This window comes from Paenibacillus sp. SEL3 (assembly GCF_054602585.1).
In genome coordinates this window covers 1,483,056-1,501,879 of the sequence record NZ_CM137725.1, presented here as the reverse complement: position 1 = coordinate 1,501,879, position 18,824 = coordinate 1,483,056, and the positions used below count along the sequence as shown (strand labels likewise).

Annotated in this window: 16 protein-coding genes and 1 riboswitch; of the genes, 8 read left to right on the top strand and 8 right to left on the bottom strand. The window is 46.4% G+C overall.

Features of this window, described 5'->3' with window-relative positions:
* Positions 1 to 100: 100 nt before the first annotated feature.
* The 4 genes from ACYCS5_RS07220 to ACYCS5_RS07205 all read right to left on the bottom strand — a co-directional run bounded on the left by ACYCS5_RS07220 (position 101) and on the right by ACYCS5_RS07205 (position 5,327).
* Positions 101 to 1,567 (bottom strand): amino acid permease, encoded by a 1,467-nt coding sequence (locus ACYCS5_RS07220; protein WP_029519205.1) that lies wholly within the window; start codon positions 1,565 to 1,567, stop codon positions 101 to 103.
* 134 nt (positions 1,568 to 1,701) lie between these two features.
* Positions 1,702 to 1,904, bottom strand: a riboswitch (Lysine riboswitch).
* Between the two features lie 121 nt (positions 1,905 to 2,025).
* The gene (locus ACYCS5_RS07215; protein ID WP_318628076.1) at positions 2,026 to 3,159 is read right to left on the bottom strand and encodes a virulence factor; all 1,134 of its coding nucleotides are present in this window, start codon (positions 3,157 to 3,159) and stop codon (positions 2,026 to 2,028) included.
* A gap of 289 nt (positions 3,160 to 3,448) precedes the next feature.
* Positions 3,449 to 4,681 (bottom strand): MFS transporter, encoded by a 1,233-nt coding sequence (locus ACYCS5_RS07210; protein WP_459761001.1) that lies wholly within the window; start codon positions 4,679 to 4,681, stop codon positions 3,449 to 3,451.
* 91 nt (positions 4,682 to 4,772) lie between these two features.
* The gene (locus ACYCS5_RS07205; protein ID WP_029519201.1) at positions 4,773 to 5,327 is read right to left on the bottom strand and encodes a MarR family winged helix-turn-helix transcriptional regulator; all 555 of its coding nucleotides are present in this window, start codon (positions 5,325 to 5,327) and stop codon (positions 4,773 to 4,775) included.
* A 351-nt stretch (positions 5,328 to 5,678) separates the two neighbouring features.
* Here ACYCS5_RS07205 and ACYCS5_RS07200 point away from each other — a divergent pair, with 351 nt between their 5' ends.
* The 4 genes from ACYCS5_RS07200 to ACYCS5_RS07185 all read left to right on the top strand — a co-directional run bounded on the left by ACYCS5_RS07200 (position 5,679) and on the right by ACYCS5_RS07185 (position 9,392).
* Positions 5,679 to 7,025, top strand: coding sequence for a cytochrome ubiquinol oxidase subunit I (locus ACYCS5_RS07200; RefSeq protein ID WP_069012158.1), 1,347 nt, complete (start codon positions 5,679 to 5,681; stop codon positions 7,023 to 7,025).
* Complete coding sequence (locus ACYCS5_RS07195; RefSeq protein WP_029519198.1) at positions 7,022 to 8,053, top strand: cytochrome d ubiquinol oxidase subunit II; 1,032 nt, start codon at positions 7,022 to 7,024, stop codon at positions 8,051 to 8,053. Before ACYCS5_RS07200 ends, ACYCS5_RS07195 begins: the two co-directional genes overlap by 4 nt.
* 6 nt (positions 8,054 to 8,059) lie before the next feature.
* Positions 8,060 to 8,170, top strand: a complete 111-nt coding sequence (gene cydS / locus ACYCS5_RS07190; RefSeq protein ID WP_007432143.1) for a cytochrome bd oxidase small subunit CydS — start codon at positions 8,060 to 8,062, stop codon at positions 8,168 to 8,170.
* 211 nt (positions 8,171 to 8,381) lie between these two features.
* A complete protein-coding gene (locus tag ACYCS5_RS07185) occupies positions 8,382 to 9,392 on the top strand; it encodes an MBL fold metallo-hydrolase (protein WP_459761000.1) in 1,011 nt (336 codons plus the stop codon).
* Positions 9,393 to 9,513: 121 nt separating this feature from the next.
* Here ACYCS5_RS07185 and isdG read toward each other — a convergent pair whose 3' ends face one another.
* Genes isdG through ACYCS5_RS07165 form a run of 4 tightly spaced genes read right to left on the bottom strand, consistent with a single transcriptional unit; the run spans position 9,514 to position 12,642 of the window.
* A complete protein-coding gene (gene isdG, locus ACYCS5_RS07180; protein WP_029519194.1) occupies positions 9,514 to 9,864 on the bottom strand; it encodes a heme oxygenase in 351 nt (116 codons plus the stop codon).
* Position 9,865: 1 nt separating this feature from the next.
* On the bottom strand, positions 9,866 to 10,657 hold the full coding sequence (locus ACYCS5_RS07175) for an ABC transporter ATP-binding protein (protein ID WP_459760999.1): 792 nt from the start codon (positions 10,655 to 10,657) through the stop codon (positions 9,866 to 9,868).
* Positions 10,654 to 11,652 carry a FecCD family ABC transporter permease gene (locus ACYCS5_RS07170; RefSeq protein WP_459760998.1) on the bottom strand — a complete coding sequence of 333 codons (999 nt, stop codon included), beginning with the start codon at positions 11,650 to 11,652 and terminating at the stop codon, positions 10,654 to 10,656. The genes ACYCS5_RS07175 and ACYCS5_RS07170 overlap by 4 nt, the downstream gene beginning before the upstream one ends.
* Before the next feature lie 9 nt (positions 11,653 to 11,661).
* Entirely contained in the window at positions 11,662 to 12,642 is a 981-nt protein-coding gene (locus ACYCS5_RS07165) for an ABC transporter substrate-binding protein (protein ID WP_459760997.1), read from the bottom strand.
* A 397-nt stretch (positions 12,643 to 13,039) separates the two neighbouring features.
* Here ACYCS5_RS07165 and isdC point away from each other — a divergent pair, with 397 nt between their 5' ends.
* The 4 genes from isdC to ACYCS5_RS07145 all read left to right on the top strand — a co-directional run bounded on the left by isdC (position 13,040) and on the right by ACYCS5_RS07145 (position 18,707).
* Positions 13,040 to 13,555, top strand: coding sequence for a heme uptake protein IsdC (gene isdC / locus ACYCS5_RS07160; RefSeq protein ID WP_069012154.1), 516 nt, complete (start codon positions 13,040 to 13,042; stop codon positions 13,553 to 13,555).
* A gap of 72 nt (positions 13,556 to 13,627) precedes the next feature.
* Positions 13,628 to 14,095 (top strand): NEAT domain-containing protein, encoded by a 468-nt coding sequence (locus tag ACYCS5_RS07155; protein WP_029519187.1) that lies wholly within the window; start codon positions 13,628 to 13,630, stop codon positions 14,093 to 14,095.
* 32 nt (positions 14,096 to 14,127) lie between these two features.
* Positions 14,128 to 14,625, top strand: coding sequence for an NEAT domain-containing protein (locus tag ACYCS5_RS07150; protein ID WP_039273678.1), 498 nt, complete (start codon positions 14,128 to 14,130; stop codon positions 14,623 to 14,625).
* A gap of 98 nt (positions 14,626 to 14,723) precedes the next feature.
* On the top strand, positions 14,724 to 18,707 hold the full coding sequence (locus tag ACYCS5_RS07145) for an NEAT domain-containing protein (RefSeq protein ID WP_459760996.1): 3,984 nt from the start codon (positions 14,724 to 14,726) through the stop codon (positions 18,705 to 18,707).
* Positions 18,708 to 18,824: the final 117 nt, after the last annotated feature.

Below are 18,824 nucleotides of genomic sequence, written 5' to 3'. Positions count from 1 at the left end.
CGGGCATATACAGGTGAACATGCGGATAAACAGTCTTGGACCAGGTTTACCAGCGTGTTCTCCCTGATATGTGGAGACGGGCTTTTTTTAATGTCTTCTATTATTTATCCGAAGAAGCATCCGGGCTCAAATCACATTCTTTTAATGGCACGATTTTAGTACGTTTGGTCCATTTGTAGCCGAGCCACAGCAGAAGGAATAGCGGCACACTCATGTACGTAGCGATCATCGTTTTCCAGTCAATCTCCTGTCCGGTGAAGGCATCCGCCCCTTGCCCGATAATGACAATGATACACAGAGCGAAGGCGAACAACGGGCCAAATGGGAACCAACGGGCTTTGTATGGAAGCTCACTCAGACTGTGACCCTGTGCATTAAAGGCACGGCGGAAACGATAATGGCTGACTGCAATTCCGACCCACGTAATAAATCCGCACATTCCAGAAGCATTCAGCAGCCAGTTATAGACTACACCGTCTCCATACAGGGAGGCGAGAAAGGCTAGCATACCGACAGCGGTCGTGATCAGCAGCGCGTTCATAGGAATGCCGCGTCTATTGATACGTCCGAGGAAACGCGGGGCTTTACCTTCTCGTGCCAAAGCGTACAGTACCCGAGTGGCCGCGTACATACCCGAGTTACCTGCCGACAATACGGAAGTCAAAATAACGGCGTTCATAACAGAGGCAGCAATCGCAAGCCCTGCTTTTTCAAATACGAGCGTGAACGGGCTGACCCCGATATCACTGATATCTCCACGCAGCAGATTCGGATTGGTGTACGGAATGATCAATCCAATCACGAGAATTGCGAGAATATAAAAGAACAGGATGCGCCAAAAGATTTGACGGATGGCGCGCGGCACATTTTCACGCGGATTTTCGCTCTCTCCTGCGGCTACCCCAATCAGCTCCGTTCCCTGAAAGGAAAAGCCCGCTGCCATGAATACACCCAGTACAGCAAAGAATCCACCATGGAACGGGGCGTCTCCTACCGTGAAGTTGGCAAAGCCGACCGCAGGACCACCCATAATGCCGAAGATCATCAGCACACCTACAGTCAAAAAGATGACCACAGTCACAATTTTAATCATGGCGAACCAGTATTCAGACTCACCGTAGCCTTTGACGGTCAACGCGTTCAGTGCGAAGATTACGGCCAGGAATAACAGACTCCACCAGGCAGAGTGACTTTCCGGGAACCAGTATTTGATCAGCACGGTCGCTGCTGCCAATTCGGCAGCAATCGTCACCGCCCAGTTGTACCAGAAGTTCCAGCCCATGGCGAAACCAAAAGCCGGATCGACGAAGCGACCTGCATAGGTGTTAAAAGAGCCGGATTCAGGCATAAATGTAGCCAACTCACCGAGGCTGGTCATAAGGAAGTAGACCATGAGGCCAACTGCTGCATAAGCCAGCAGGGCACCACCGGGTCCAGCTTCGGCAACTGCGCCTCCACTGGCGAGGAACAGACCTGTTCCGATAGAACCGCCGAGGGCGATCATCGTCATATGGCGGGCTTTGAGACTTTTACGCAAGGTTCCGTCAGATGTTGCTCTGTGTTGCACGTTCAAACACTCCTTCATGAAATTGTATTTCATGTCAGGGCAAGAGCTAGAAGGAGGGGGAGTATATAAATCAAAAAACCGCAGGGAATACGCCTGCGGTTTTGTCTATGCATTCCGCACCATACCTTCTTCTATAACAAGATAGCTCAACACACGTGTCTGTGTTAGGACAGCGTGTGACAGTTCTGCTCCTTTCGGTTAGCAGCCCCAGCATTCGGAGTATTTACAAAGAGTCAGCTCCGCATACTTCGGCGGGTGTACCTTTCCACTGGAATCTCAGACGGCTCTTATCGTCTCCTCCGGTGTACCGATTACATCCGCGACCTCTACCTCATCATAAAACAGGGTTGATGAGGTGTATGACATGATATTTTATTGTATAGCGAATTACAGTATATCGTACCTGTACATCTTCTGACAATCGACAATTTTTTGAAAATCACTCGTAGAATCTTAAATTAAGAGTTCCGCTTGGCCATCTGCTGCCAAACTGTGCCCGCGGCTTGTTCGCCTGATTCGATGCGTTCCAGCGCCATTTTAGCCTGTAGACTGACCTCGAATTCGGGATCATCGACCGCCTTCTCCAACGCATCACGCGCATCCTCGGTTCCCACCTCGTATAAAAAACGTGCCGCCCGCCAGCGTACCAACTTGCTGCTATCCGACAGGGCTCCGATCATTGCACTGGTAGCGACCGGATCGCCGATGTCCGACAACGTGTCGCCTGCGGTGCGGCGTACTGCCGCTGAAGGATCGCGCAGCGCCTCGGCTAGCAGTTCCATCGCTTCCGGAGAGCGAATATCGCCCAGATAGACCACGCCCAGCCGCCGCAGCTGCATTTTATCGTCATGCAGCGCTTGCCGGATAAGCGGCAAATGCTCGGGCGTCGGTTCCAGCCGATCCAGCGCAGCGTAGCGTGTGCGCCAATCCCCGTGCTGCAGGGCCTGCTCCAGCTCGGCATCACTCCACTCGCGGCGTTCCTCCACGAATTCGCTGTTGTTTGCACCGTGGGCAATCGCTTGTTGGATAATCTGCTCCAGCCGCTCTTGTGGAAAGGCTGCCTCCAGTTCCTGCTCAACCTCACGTGCAATGTCCGGCAGTTCACCATAGCGGACGCCGTAATCACTCAGCTTGCGTTCCTTAATCAGCGTTGCACTCGCTACACGGGTAACGGCCTGCACAAAGCGGTCGGACAAGGAGATTCGTTCCTCCTGCTGCCCTGCCTTGACTCGAATTTGCATAGGAAGGCCGCGAAAAAATTGCACAAAAACCTGTGCCTCGCCAAACGCTTCTCCAGAGGTTTCCTCTGGCAAATCCCAATTGGCGTCAGCGCCTTCCTCGCCTAGCTGATCTCGGACTTGACCCAGAATGGTAGACCAATCTGCATTCCCTTTGCGGTCAAGGGCTACAAAATCGGTCGTGTGAAACACGCTTTTGACCCCTTCAATGCCCAGCATGCGCCGGATAAATGGGGGAGCGGAACGCTCATTGTCTCGTGTATATGTTCTGCGGATACCCGCTTCCAGTCGCTCATCCAGATGCAGCATCATGGTGTTCGGACTGGGAGTTGGCTCGATAGATGTTATTTTCATAGCTCAGTACAGCCTCCTGTTCAAAAGTTCTCCATATATAGCTTATCTGTATTGTAACTCATTCTGCGAATGTCTCCAAAGAGAAGTTCGCGTTTCACAGGAAAATGCAATGACATATATCACGATGATTCATATAAACATGGCTGATGAATATGGAGGTTTTTTTAATAAAAACAGGATGCTATATAAGCCGAACTCGAAAAATTAACATGAAACGGAGTAGGCGGAATGGTGCTGTACAAGCGTAGCGGTCGCTTTTGTCCCCGGATTTCTACCCTAATCATAGGCTTTATTCTAGAAATCTGGGGGCGATGGGAAGCACCATCCGAATGAGCAGGGAGGCGATAAATCCCACAGACAGAACTGCCGCCAGCAGCATAAATGTAGTCATCTGATTGCCGCCATTCCCCATCAAACGAATGGAGAGCATAGGAGCTAGACTTGTACCGGCAAACAGGATGAAGGTATATAGTGAGACAGCTATTGCTCTCGCTGCACCGCCGAGCTGGCCGACGATTGCTATGAGTGAAGGAACACTCAGGGCAATGCCGCTGACAAAGCATACACTCAACACCACGATAGTCATAAGAGAGTGTGTCATTCCCATCAGCGCCAAACTCAGAATGGAAAGAATAAGAGCTGTACGTAATATAAGGTGCACACCGTATTTCTGGGCTAGCTTTCCTGCGAATGGTGAAAGGAGCATGCCGATGATACCAGCGGATCTGACATAAAGCATCTGTCGGCTATTCAGGCCAAATTCAGGGCCGCCAAGATAGTTACCCAAAACCGTATACATGCTCACAAAGGACATCAGGAGAACAAAAGCAACCGTGTAGCTTAACCATAAAGGATACGAGCGCAGAACGGTCTCCAACTGACTGAAAGCTGCCCAAATGCGAACATCTCGTTGAGGGGAGGGGGTTTTAGGTAGGAAAAAAAGGACGATTAGGAAGGTAATTGCATACAAAATGCCTAGCATCCGAAATACCGTATTCCACCCCATTTGTTCGCTAATGACAATACTAAATACCTGACCAGCAATACCCGCTACTAGAAAACCGGTGCTGATAAAGCCGATAGCTGTTACCCGTTTTTCGGCCGGAAACATATCGACGGCGTATGCGAGAGCAACGGGGGAAAAGGTGGCTGCAGCCAAACCTTGAAGCAAGCGCAGTGTAACTAATACAGAATATTGACTGGTTAAGCTGATGGATAACGAAATAATCGTTAATGCGAGCAGTCCGATGACGATAACCTGCTTTCGTCCAAAGCGGTTAGACAATCCACCATAAACAAGACATCCCGCCGCAAAGCCTAAGGAAAAGATACTGCCCGGTAGGGCTGCTTCGGCAAGCGTTTTTCCAAACACTTTAGCAAAAAGAGGGACCAAAGGGATCGTCACATACAGGCTGGACATAACGGCAACCGCTGACCAGCATAGGATTACAGTCATCCATGCATAAGGGAGAGCCACATTTTCTTTCTGTATAACGGTATGATTGGTTCGTAATTTACTCATCAATTGAACACTCCTTGATCATAAAATAAGTGGCTTGGTAATACACGAAATTAAATATATTAGGTAACCTAATTATATGTTTAAAAAAAATTTATCTGCCCACCCCCAATCTGTTTTCCATATGATGATGGATTTTTTCTATAATCCGCGAAAAAACGACCTGCTCCTCAGGCTCCAAAATACTCGCTAGAGAAGCACAGGAAGACCAAAATACAGGAAGCACTTGCTGTACAAGATGAGATCCCCCTTCTGTAATGCGCACATGAATTTTGCGTCGATCTGAGGAATTATGTTCTCTGATAATCCAGCCTCGTTGCTCTGTCCAGTCTAGGAGAGATGTAACAGATGCACGACGAATTCCCAGACGGTCGGCAATCATTGAAGGGCTCATCTGAGCCTGGGATTGGTGTAGTGTCAACAGCAACAATAAATCTAGCTTACTCTCTGTCAGGCCATAAGCAGCTAGATCCAAATCTATTGCGTCGAGCGTATTATCACCCGTCCATAGCAAGAAGAGACCAATACGGGCGAGTTGTCGATTCGTTTCTGCAAGAGCAGTTTGATCCATTAGCTCCAGATAAGGTTCTGGACCCAGACGGGGAAGAGGTTGCTGGACGGTGTCCCGCATACTTTGTTTTGGTGGCATACATTCACTCTTTTCATATAATTAGGTTATCTAACTATATATCAATATAACGTATTGAAATGCATAAGACAATATCTAAAAAGAAATACGGCTATATTCAATGCAGAAGCAGGGTTAAAACTCGGAAGAATGAACCAAACTGTGAATAGGTTACCAAAATGCGCCAATAGATAAGTGAAGGAGGCGTTCCGATGTTCCGCAAGCAGGAAAGAACGCTCATTATTGTATGTATAGTAATTGCGGCCATTATGCTATATGCCGTAATTAAAAGCATAGCTCGCTTGACTCCTTAGTTGGTAATCCAGAGTGATCCGCGATGTTTAAAATGTGAAATGAAGGAGTGAAACCCATTTGTCTTCACTGGACCCTGTATTACTAAGCCGGATGCTGACCGGAATTACCCTGTTTGTTCATATCGTATTTGCATCTATCGGCGTCGGCGTACCCTTAATGATTGCACTAGCAGAATGGCGCGGGCTGCGAACTGGTGATCCGCATTATACCCTGCTGGCCCGACGGTGGGCGCGAGGGTTTGTCATTACCGTTGCCGTGGGTGTCGTTACAGGTACCGCCATTGGTTTGCAGCTCAGCTTGCTTTGGCCCACCTTTATGCGAGTGGCTGGACAAGCGATTGCACTGCCTCTGTTTTTGGAGACGTTTGCTTTTTTCATCGAAGCTATATTCCTGGGCATCTATTTGTATACTTGGGATCGGTTTAAAAGCAAATATTTTCACCTGATGCTGCTCATCCCGGTAGCGATTGCCTCATCTGCATCAGCGGTTTTTATTACGACTGTGAACTCGTTCATGAACCAACCTCAAGGCTTTACACTCAAAAATGGAGTCATGACAAATATTCATCCCATCGAGGCCATGCTAAATCCGGCTACGCCGACCAAAGTTTCTCATGTACTGGCTTCCTCGTATACATTGAGCGCTGGGGTGCTGATGGGACTGGCTGCTTACAGTATGCTGCGGGGACGTAATCACGCTTATTTTAAAAAGGCGCTGAAGCTCACTGCCACCTGTACCATTGTGTTTGCCATCAGTACAGTGATGATTGGAGATGCATCCGGTAAATTTCTGGCCAAATATCAGCCGGAGAAGCTGGCCGCCGCCGAATGGCATTTTGATACGATGACGCACGCGCCCTTCGTATATGGCGGATACATGGATAAGAACGGTGAAATCAAATATGCCCTGAAAGTGCCTTATGCACTTAGTGTGTTGGCCGGGAACCTGCCCAGTACGGAGGTCAAGGGATTAAATGATTATCCCGTAGATGAGCGTCCGCCCCTGTCTATCCATTATATGTTTGACCTCAAAATCACCACAGGGGTGCTGATTCTCGTCATTCCGCTGTTGTATCTGATCCGCAAGCGTTTGCCAGGTCGCAAACCATACCCCAGATGGCTGCTGTTGGCGCTCATTCTGGTGGGGCCGATGGCGATGGTAGCTATTGAGCTCGGATGGATGTTCGCGGAGGTCGGTAGACAGCCGTGGATTTTACGCGGATATATGAAGGTGTCCGAAGCAGCAACCACTTCTACGAGTGTTGGGTGGATGCTGGTGTTGTTTGTTATTTTGTATCTGGTGTTGTGCTTCTCGGCCATTAAGGTACTCAGCAAGCTATTCCGCAATAAGGATGCGGTGGAAGAGATAAGACAGCTCGGCCTGGAAGGGGCTGATGGTAAGTGAGCTATGAAATTGTAGGCATCGCCATTTTGTGGACGTTCCTGTTCGGATATTTGCTTATAGCATCTATTGATTTTGGTGCAGGGTTTTTCAGCTTTTACAGTGTGTTAACAGGCCACCAGAACAAAATCCACAATATTATTCAACGGTATCTATCCCCGGTGTGGGAGGTAACAAACGTATTTCTCATCTTTTTTGTGGTGGGATTAAACGGGTTCTTCCCGGATGCGGCATATTACTATGGTACGGCGTTACTCGTTCCCGGCAGTATTGCGATTGTACTTCTCGCCATCCGGGGAGTGTATTATGCATACAATACGTATGGGCATTCCGGCACCAATAATATCGTCTACATGGCGTTGTACGGTGCGACAGGGTTACTGATTCCGGCGGCACTGTCGACGGTCCTCGCTATATCGGAAGGCGGCATTATTGTGGAGAACAGTACAGGTGTGCACCTGCAATGGGGGCAGCTATTAAGCAATCCCTACACGTGGGCGGTTATTTTTCTGGCGTTGGTAAGCGTACTGTATATCTCGGCGATGTTTTTGGCCTATTATGCCAAAAGGGCAGGAGACAAGGTCGCTTTTGAAATCGTACGAGGATATGCACTGCTTTGGAGCGGTCCAACGATTGTTGCGAGTCTGCTCGCATTTTTTCAGATTAACAAACAAAATCCAGATCATTTTACCAATATGCTGAACATAGCCTGGATGTTTGTCGCATCCTTCATATGCTTTGCGGGAGCAGTTTATCTGGTATGGCAGCGGCGGCATCTAGGGGTTTCGTTCATATTGGTGATGCTGCAATTTGCATTTGCCTGGTATGGCTACGGCCGCTCGCATCTCCCGTATGTTCTGTATCCCTACATTAATGTCTACGACAGCTTTACAAATTCTACGATGGCGTATGCGTTGATTACGGCGTTTGTTGCGGGTCTGCTGGTGCTGATCCCTTCGCTGATCCTGATATTAAGATTGTTTCTGTTCGATGCAAAATATGTGCGCGGACATGAAGGGAAGAAAGGGTGAGTTAGAGTGGCTGCTTTCGAGCATTTTACGATTATGTATGAGTCACCTATCATTATCGTCGTGGCGATTGTGTTTTTGTTTATTTATTCGGCACGCTTTAAAAATCCACAAGATTGACAACAACAGGTGGAACAGGCCTTCCTGATTGATCCGGGAGGTCTGTTTTTGCTGTATTATCGCAGAATTTCCTTTACAGACGTGATTGAATTATACTTTACATAGATCAGGATGTTGCATCATTTTATGTTCACACTCGAATGACAATATATAGTTAAATTGAACCGCTGCATTTTTTGGAGAACGGGTTCATCAGGGAGGGAGCTGCATCATGCCCAAAGTTCGCTTTAACAATATGGATCATGTAAATACCGATAAAACCATCAAGCAATTCAGACAATGGCGGCAAGAGCGACGCAGCAAAATAAAGGATTATACGTTCGTTGTGCCAAACCATCCCCCGGAGCTGGAGTTTCTGCATAGCAATCGGGAGATGGCGACAGCCACCTGGGTGGGACATTCCACCTTTTTCATCCAGTATCTTGGGCTGAATATCATCACCGATCCGGTGTGGGCAGAGCGTATGGCTTTTGATAAAAGGTTGGCCCCGCCCGGCATTCGCATCCAGGATGTACCACCACTAGACATCATTCTGCTGTCTCATTCACACTATGATCATTTACATTTAGAATCCTTACGGAAATTATATCGTGCCAATACGCTGATGCTTGTACCCACAGGGTTAAAGGCAAAAATGATCCGCAAAGGTTTTCGTAACTGTCATGAGCTGCAATGGTGGGAGCATTTTACGGTAGGAGGGGTACGATTTACATTTGTTCCAGCCCAGCATTGGACACGACGCACGCCGTTTGATACGAACACTTCGCATTGGGGTGGATACGTTCTGCAAAGTGAACAGCAGGTGATTGGCTCTGCCACGTCCGTCACGGAATCTCATCCTCATACGAATACAGATTCAGAGCATACACCGACGTTGTATTTTGTGGGAGACACTGGATATTTTCGTGGGTTTAAGGAGATTGGCGAGCGCTTTGCCATTGACCTGACCTTTATGCCGATTGGCGCGTATGAACCGGAATGGTTCATGACCTCGCAGCACGTGACACCGGAGGAGGCATTGCAAGGGTTTGTAGATTGCGGCGCAGATCAGATGATTCCGATGCACTACGGAGCCTTCAAACTAGCGGATGATACGCCAAGAGAGGCGCTGGATCGTCTCGAAGCGGAGCGTGAGCGTATGGGTATTGCGAAGGAACGCATTCATGTTCTAGGGCACGGAGAGACGCTGAAAATTGGACGTCGCTGCTCAACTACAATCTGAGAGATTCGACATCATCCTTATATAAGAGGATTTTGCAAAATCCTGATAAACAAAGCGGCTCGGCGGACAATTAATTTTGCCTGCCGAGCCGCCTTTTTTGGTTTTTAGCTATAATGCAGGATTAAACGGCTTCGGAATCACTTGCCAAAGAGGAATCGCTGTTGGCGATGGGATGACGAACGATTTTAACTTCATAGAACGTGATTTTATTTTCAATAATATAGTCCGGAATTTGACGATGGCTATGGGATTCGCGGAATGCTTCACTTTTCGTCCAGCCTTGGAAGTTCTCTTTTTCTTTCCAACGTGTACTGATCGTTACTTCCTCATAATCCTCCGTGTTTTCAGTCAGCAGCACTTCCAGACCGAGAAAGCCTTCCATTTTTTCAACTTTTCCTTCTTTGTTAAATCTTTCGATGAGTAGATGTGCATTGCCCGGTGTGATTTTAGATGTATTTGTTACGATAACCATATTAAATTCCTCCTGAATGATGTGGTATGGTCGGTATAATAACCGGATAGCCATCCTCAAATTTGATGGTAGCGTTCATTTCATAAATGTCGCGAAGAAAAGCAGACGTCAAAATCTCATGGGGTTCGCCGGCAACGGCGATTCGTCCCTTTTTAAGCGCAATCATATGATGACAATAGGCCGCAGCTTGCTGCAAATCATGCAGTACCATAACAATCGTCAAGCCGGACTCGTGATTGATACGCCGCAGCATATCCATAACTTCAAATTGGTGGGCGATATCCAGAAAAGTAGTCGGTTCATCGAGCAAAAGAATACCTGTTTGTTGGGCCAAAGCCATTGCAATACGCGCTTTTTGTTGTTCACCTCCTGATAGAGTATGGAACATTCGATCTGCATAGGGCTTGATGCCCGTGATCTTCATGACATGGTCTACGATTTGCTGGTCCTGTCCGGTATGGCGTACCCTCAAGCCCTTGGCATGAGGAGATCTTCCGTAAGCGACCAGCTCGCGGACCGTCAATAACGGCAGCATATCCTTCATTTGCGGTAGCATTGTAATCGTCTGGGCAAAATCACGCCGCTTGTATTCCTGCACAGGCTTGCCCAGTACGGAAACCTGACCCTGATCCTGCTTGAGCAACCGGGTCATAATCCGCAAAAGCGTGGATTTGCCTGAACCGTTCGGCCCGACGATCGCGGTGAGCTGACCAGCAGGCAAGGTGATATTCACATCGACCAGCTTGAAATACCCACGTTGTAAGGAGATATGCTCACCCTGAATGGCTGTCATCCGAAATTCCCCCGTTTCTTGAGTAAGATTAAGAAGAACGGTGCCCCAATGAAGGCCAGCAAAATACCTACAGGCAGTTCAATCGGGTCAAACCAGGATCGCGCCACCGTATCTGCGAGAACAACCAGCGTTCCGCCGCCCACAATGGAAAGGGGAAGGAGGAAACGATAATCTTCCCCGATTAGCAGCCGTATGACATGGGGAACGACCAGTCCTACAAAGCCGATCAACCCGGCTACACTGACTGCTGTACCGGCGAGCAGGGCAGAAAGCAGGATAATGAGCATACGTTGAAGCTCTACTCGCTGGCCCAGTAGCTGTGCTGAATCGTCGCCCAGTAGCAGTAAATTAGCAGGTTTAATCGCAAAGAAAGAGGCGATTAATCCAATGATGGCGTAAGGCGCCATGAACTCCAGATGATGCCAGCTTCTTCCGTTTAATCCGCCGGATAGCCAAGGAAGAACGGCCTGTACGCGGTCGCTGAACATGACCATTACGCCGTTGGTGAGTGCGCCCAGCAGCGCATTGATCGCAACGCCAGCCAGCACAATTTTGACAGGCGACGCCCCTCGGTCCCAAGCCAGCAGATAAATGACGATTGCGCTCAGAAAGGCTCCCAAAAAGGCGGTTATCGGAAGAAGGTAGCTAAGCTGGGGAAGCATCACCATCGTAATGACGGCGGCCAGTCCACCTCCAGCCGATACACCAATAATGCCAGGGTCAGCCAATGGATTTTTCATGACACCTTGAAGAAGGGCTCCGGAAGCTGCAAGACAAGCTCCTACCAGTAAACCTACTAATACTCTGGGTAGCCGGAGATCCATCAGGATCGTGCGATATGTAGATTCATCATTATGTAGCAAAACATGATTGATTTCTTGAAGTGGAATCGACACCGAACCGTAGGCCAGACCGTACACAGAGACGGTCAGCAGTAGAATCGGAAGAGTAATCCAGGCGATGGTGCGTCTTCTGGCGCGCTGTAGTTTGTTCATTGCCATCGCCTATTTCGCCGGATACAGCTTTTGATGCATCAAATCCAGCGCTTTAGTGACCCGTGTGCCCGGATTCGTACCGAACAGATCTGAAGGTAAAACCTCGACCTGATTGTTTTGGACTGCCCGGATTCCGTTCCAAGCTGCATTTTCCTGCATTTCCTTTATAAATGCAGCTTTAACATCTTCTGTATTGCCATGAGTCATGATGAAGATGTAGTCAGGGTCAGCCTGTATGATGCGTTCTGTGTTCAGCTGCGCATATTGCGGGAAATTTTGCAGGCCCGGAAAATCAGCGGCGATGTTAGAGCCACCCGCAGCTTCCAGAATGTTTCCACTCAGTGAATTCGGCAGTGCCGCCATGTACGTGGCCGGGGCTCCATAGACCAGCAACACCTTCGGTTTGGAGGTAGAAGCGGTTTCCTTTTGCAGCTTGGTTACTTGTTGGTCAATTTGCTGGTTCAGCTTTACGGCCCCGGCTTGCTTTTGTAGCAATTGTCCGAACAGTGTAATTTGTGTCTGGATATCCTGAACTGAATTGGCACCAGTCAGCAGCAGCTGTGAACCTACTCCTTCAATGGCTGGAATGTCTTTTTCATTCATAGGATAATTGCCTAGCACGACATCCGGTTTGAGCATCGTAATTTTCTCCAAATCTACTTCATGAGTGGAGCCTATTTGCTGAACGTTCTCAGCAGCAGGTACGACGACAGGTCCATTGGAGTTGGGTCTTCCTACGGCTGTCCCGCCCAATGCGTATATAATATCCAGATCGCCATTGCTGAGCGCAACGATATGTTGAGGAACCTTTTGAAACGCCAACGTCCGTTTTGAAAAATCAGTAACTTGGATGGCTGCACTGCTTGTCGTGCCAGAAGTGGCAGATACGGAGGCACTGGTTGGTTTATGATCTGTGGTCGAGGTACCATTACTACATCCGGTAACTGCCAATAAAAGCACTGCGGACGACCACAACATATAAGATTTCATGTTATTCCTCCTGCAATTTTCGAGTTAAACAATAATGATAATCATTTTCAATTATATATAAGAGAATGATAATGAATATCACTGGGCAATGTCAATTGAAAAAACAAAATTTTTAAATAAATTTTGAACTAAAAATAAAAGGGATATATTCGAATTAAAGAAGAAGGAACTACAAATTTTTCTTAAAAAATAGCATATATCAAGGGATTGCGTACACGCAAATACATATTGACATTTTCGAAAAGTGTAAGATATATTGGTGATGGGTTTACTTTATTTTGCGAAATTATGGAATAGAGAGGTGGGGAGACAAGCTCGAAAAGAGCTATTTTTTTAAATTATCAATTGAGAATGATAATCAATTAGTTTATTCTCGTGGGGAGGGACTGCTGTCAAAATGAAGAAGGGGTATTCTGCAATTATTGCTGTGTTTCTGCTGGTGAGTGTGCTGAGCTTTTGGCCAACTTCGTCATCTGTAGGAGCCGCTGCGGCTTCTCCAAAATTGGCGGATGGTACATACACGCTCAAATACAATATCCTCAAGGCAGAAAATGACTCGGTGTCCATGGCTAATGATTATTTTGAAAAACCAGCTAAGTTGTATGTGAAAAAAGGTCAAATGACCATGCAAATTAAGCTGAATCATAGCGAATGGACAACTGGGTTTAAAGTAGATTACAAAGGCAAAATCATCGATACCAAGGTCATCCATAAGGATGCCAAAACCGATACCCGCACCGTACAATTTCCAATTACGAGTGTGAACAGCCCGCTAATCTCTAAAATCCATGTTACTGTCCCTGCGTATAACTACGATCATGACTATACGATCCGTTTCGCTTTTGATTCCAAAAGTGTCAAAAAAGTAGCAGCCGTCCAGTCAGCAAAATCAACTAAATCTTCCAAGAAGTAAATTCAAGCCATCTCTATCGTTCATAAAATCAACACAAATTCAAGCATAAAAAATGGAGGAGTGTGTGTAGATATGAATATGGTAATGAATCGCTTTGAGCAATTTTCTTTTAAGAAGGTATTCGTAGCATTGATCATGACAGCGCTTGTTTTTGCACTTGTTGCTCCATTCTCAGCTAAAGCGGCAGCAGCCGACGGCACGTACAACGTAGACTACACCGTTCTGAAGGATCAAACCAATGAGACTTCTCGATTGGATAGCTACCTGACGAAGCCTGCTCAGGTTACGGTAGCTAACGGCAAAAATGTCGTTCGTCTGACTGTGAAAAGCAGCAATCTGATTACAACGTTCAAAGTAGAGCAAAATGGCGTACTGCAAGATGCGACTGTAGTGAGCACAGATACTGCTAGCAACACTCGTGTAGTGGAATTCGAGGTTGCTGATCTGAATGCAAAAGTGAATGCTTACGCTGAAATCACAATCCCAGTAATCGGCTACACAGGCAAGTATGATGTACAACTGCAATTCGACGAAATATAATCCAAAAATAAAACGTAAAGGAGATTAAGAACATGAACATGATTATGAATCGTATGGAAAAATTGTCTTTGAAAAAAGTAATGCTTACTGTACTGATGGCAGCGCTTGTTTTTGTGGTACTGGCTCCATTTTCTGCCAATAAGGCGAATGCGGCTTTGCCTAATGGAACGTATCAATTGCCTTATACCGTTTATAAAGATGGAACCACTCAGCCATCTTACATGGATACAAATGGTTATGTGAAAAAACCAGCCACACTGATTGTTACGAATGGTCAATATAAAGTGCGAGTAGCTATTACCAAGAGTGCATGGGTTACTGAATTCAAAACTCAACAAAACGGTCAGTATGTGAATGCGACTGTGGTAAGCACATCAGGGGATACAAGAATAGTCGAATTCCCTGTAACTAGCCCGTCTCAAAAATTGAACGTTAAACTGCATGTAAGTGTGCCTGCAGAATACACTGGTGGTATTCCGTACGATCACGACTATGTTGTTCAATTCCAATTCGACGACAGCGATATCTAAGGCTTCTTTTTGAAAATATAATTTTGAATTGAATACTCATTTGGAGCTTACTTTCAATGCCCCAAATGAGTATATTTTAAGTAGGGGGATACATCACCTTGAAAAGCCGATTTAACAAATACATTACGACATTCGCTGCTATTCTAATGTTGTTTTCTTTATTTTCACCATACGTAGGAGCAACCCCTGAAGTTGATTCCACTTTCCAAAATTTGCCCGATTCAAGCACTACAGTCACTAGTGCTACTTATGCTACTTATGAGATGCCGGTAGAAGTACCTAGCACATATGCTGAGCCTACCAATGCTGTAACTACCACAGATGCGACCTATGCAGATGGAGAATACCTGATTGATTACAAACCTTTAAGAAAGACAGTCAGCGGTAACACCAGAGATTCGAGTTTCAAAACAAACTATACCTATCCTGGAGATTTGATCATTAAGGATGGAAAATACCATTTTTCATTTAAGTTTGCAGAAACTCAAGGGCTATCGAAATTTTTAGTAGAACAAAACGGGGAAACAGTTCCCGCAAAAATAGAGGTGGATTCTGGGAAAGCTTCCGGGACTGTAAGCTTCGATGTTTATGATTTTCATCAAAATGTAAATACGGAGTTTGGATTTAATAGCAGTTCTCCGTGGTATGTAGATACCGATCCAGATCGTTCGGTGAAGGAATGGATTGAGTTTGATCCTTCCAGCTTGAGACTTAAAAACTCAACGGAGAATCCAACGGTTCCACCTGTAACACCACCGGTGACGCCTCCTAATGCAGGAGAAAAACTTTCTGATTTGGACTTTACCCTTTTGAAAGATGGAACCCATGAAAAGTCTATGATGGATGGGTATACGGAGAAACCAGGCTCACTAATTGAGCGTGGAGGTAAACAATATGCCCAGTTTACATTAAAGAACAGCAAACAGATTGATGGTTTTAAGGTAGAGCAAAATGGGGTGTTAACCGACACTTCTGTTGTAAGTGAAGATCAAACTGCGAATACACGAGTGATCGAGTTTGAAGTGAAAGAACTGCCTGCCAAGCTCAACGCATGGGTGAGCATCAACTGGCCTGAGCTGGGCTACGTGCATACTTATAATGTAGATCTTCAGATGTCTTCTGCACCCGCCCCATCAGATTTGGCGGATGGAACGTATTCTATTAATTTTAATACCCTGCACGCCACAAAAGATCAGCCATCAGCCATGGCACAGTATCTGTTGTCTCCGGCAACTTTGACGGTAGCGAAGGGACAAAAAGAAGTTTCCTTCACCATTAAAGACAGCACTACAGTGACGGAATTCAAAACTGAACAAAATGGAACGTTGACGGATGCAGATATTGTAAGTGTGGACAAGACCGCCAATACACGTATTGTGAAATTCAAAGTAGCGGATTTGGACGCGATTTTGAATGCGCAGGTACATGTGAGCACGACCTATCCAGGTGGGGTTTATGAGATGGACCATAAACTTCGTCTTCAGTTCGATAAAAACAGTATCTCGGGAACGGACAACGGTTCAACTCCAGTAACGTCAAATCTGGACTTCACGCTGTTAAAAGACGGTTCAAGTGAAAAGTCTATGATGGATGGATATACAGAAAAACCGGGTACTCTGGTTGAACGTAAAGGCAAGAAATATGTACAGTTCACTTTGAAAAACAGCAAACAAATTGACGGCTTTAAAGTAGAACAAAATGGAGTATTGACCAACACGACCGTAGTAAGTGAAGATCAAACGGCGAATACACGTGTTATCGAATTTGAGGTTAAGGAAGTGCCTGCCAAACTGAATGCATGGGTAAGCATCAACTGGCCTGAGCTGAACTATGTAGAAACCTATGATGTCGATCTTCAATTAGGAGCGGTAACAACCCCGGTTGATCCTGGGACGCCAGGCACACCAGGCACGCCCGGAAAGAATTTAGCTGATGGAACGTATTCAATCAACTTCGATGCGCTGCACGCAATCAAAGATCAAAAATCGGCCATGGCGCAATATTTATTGTCTCCGGCCACACTGACGGTATCAAAAGGCAAGTATGAAGCCTCCTTTACCATCAAAGACAGCACCACCGTGACAGAGTTTAAAACAGAACAAAGCGGGACACTTACGGATGCAGATATCGTTAGTGAGGACAGGAATGCTAATACACGTGTTGTGAAATTCAAAGTGGCGGATTTGGACGCTATTCTGAATGCACAGGTACATGTGAGCACGACCTATCCAGGTGGGGTTTATGAGATGGATCATAAGCTTCGTCTGCAATTTGACCGCAGTAGCATTACAGCTAAAGGACCGGATAACGGAACCACAACCCCAGTTGAAAATGGCAGATACAGCATTGATTTCTCCGTACTCAAAAACGGAAGCAATGAAATATCTGTGATGGATGGATATATGCAAAAGCCAGCCACACTGTTAAAACAGTCTGGTAAAAATATCATTCAGATCAAAATGGACAAGAGCAGCTGGATCAAAACGTTCAAAGTAAATGGTGCAGAGGCTCAGGTTGTCGATCAATCGAGCTCCGCAAATACAAGAACAGTACAATTTGAAGTGCCAAATCTGTCGGATAAAGTGACAGTGAACACGCATGTCATCGTACCTGGATTGGATTTGAGTGGCATCCCATATGATCACGTGTATGATGTGCAGTTCCAATTCGAGCCTGCTACCATTCGAAGCTTTGTTGAGCCTACCTCTTCAGGGGCGGCTGATCCCATGATTAAACTGGATTTTGACAAGCTTGCCAATGGTAAATATGCTTTGAAATTCAGTATTGTTTTGTCAGATGGCTCAACAGCAGCAGATTCACAGGCTCAACGCTTCATCACTGACGAACCGGCGCAATTGGTCGTGGAAGGCGACAAACGGTTTGTAGGTCTGAAGCTGCAAAACAGCAATGAAGTGAAGGCGCTGCGCATTTGGGACAACGCAAGCGGGGACTACCGAGATGCAGAAGTGACCCAGGAAGATGCAGCAAGCAATACGAAGCATGTTCGTTTTAGCGTAAGTGACTTTAAGAGCAATGTAAAAGGCCAACTGGTTGTCTACGAAGCTCCTAAAGTGGCAAGTAGCGCTCAGATGGTTTTCAAGGCGGAGGATCGAGTAGAAAAGGTATATGATTTTGAATTTAAATTCGATACCAGTAATGTATCTTATCACAACGAAACCAAAGCAGACGAAGTAGAACAGGGGAAAAATAACTTGGCCGATGGAGAGTACACTGCGAACTTCCGTGTGCTGGCGAACGGAACGGATAAGGATTCTCTAGTGGCTCCTTTTGTACAGAGTCTAGCGAAGTTGATTGTGAAAAACGGTAAGGTTCAGGCTCATGTAACCGTTACGAACAACCAGGCTTTGAAGCTATTCCAAACGGATTTTGAAGGTCGTTATGCCAATCCGACGATTATGGGTTCGGACACTAAAGGTGACACGCACACGATTGCGTTCGAAGTACCTGATCTGGATAAAAAGTTGAGTGTGTACACACAGGTATATCTGCCTGAGAAATACATTCTAAATGAGAAATTCGGCGGTCAGATTCAATTTGACCGTGCATCGCTCAAAGGTGAGGGAGTCAATACAGCTACAACCGTAACCCCTACTGAACCGATAGTAGCTTCTACGGACAAGGCAGCAGAAACAACTGCATCTGTAGCTGAAACCAAACCAGTAGTTGAGCAACCGGTTCAAATGGCTTCCGAGAAGCAATACACGATTAATTACAACGTATTTAAAGACAAAACGAGTGAAGCTTCCGTTATGGACGGTTATCTCGACAAGCCAGCCACACTGATTGAAAAGGGAGACAAGCGCTATATCCAAGTGACTTTGAAAAATAGCTCTTGGATGCCAACTCTACAAGTGGAGCAAAACGGTACCCTGAAAGATGTAGAAGTGATCTCGACATCCGGCGATACACGTGTCGTTCAATTCGAGGTAGGGGACTTGTCCCAGAAAATCAGTGCTTACACACACGTTATTGTGCCTGGCTTGGTTCTTGGCGGAGTGCCGTATGATCACTGGTATACAGTTCAGTTCCAATTTGATGAAGCAAGCCTGAAAGCGAAGTAGCCTCAGGTTGTGACGTCAATGAAGCCCGAATAACAGCAAAGTTTGTATGCGAGCAAGTCTTGGTGCCTCGGCGTCAAGACTTGTCAGCATTTACATACCCGAGGAATTTGCAAAAAT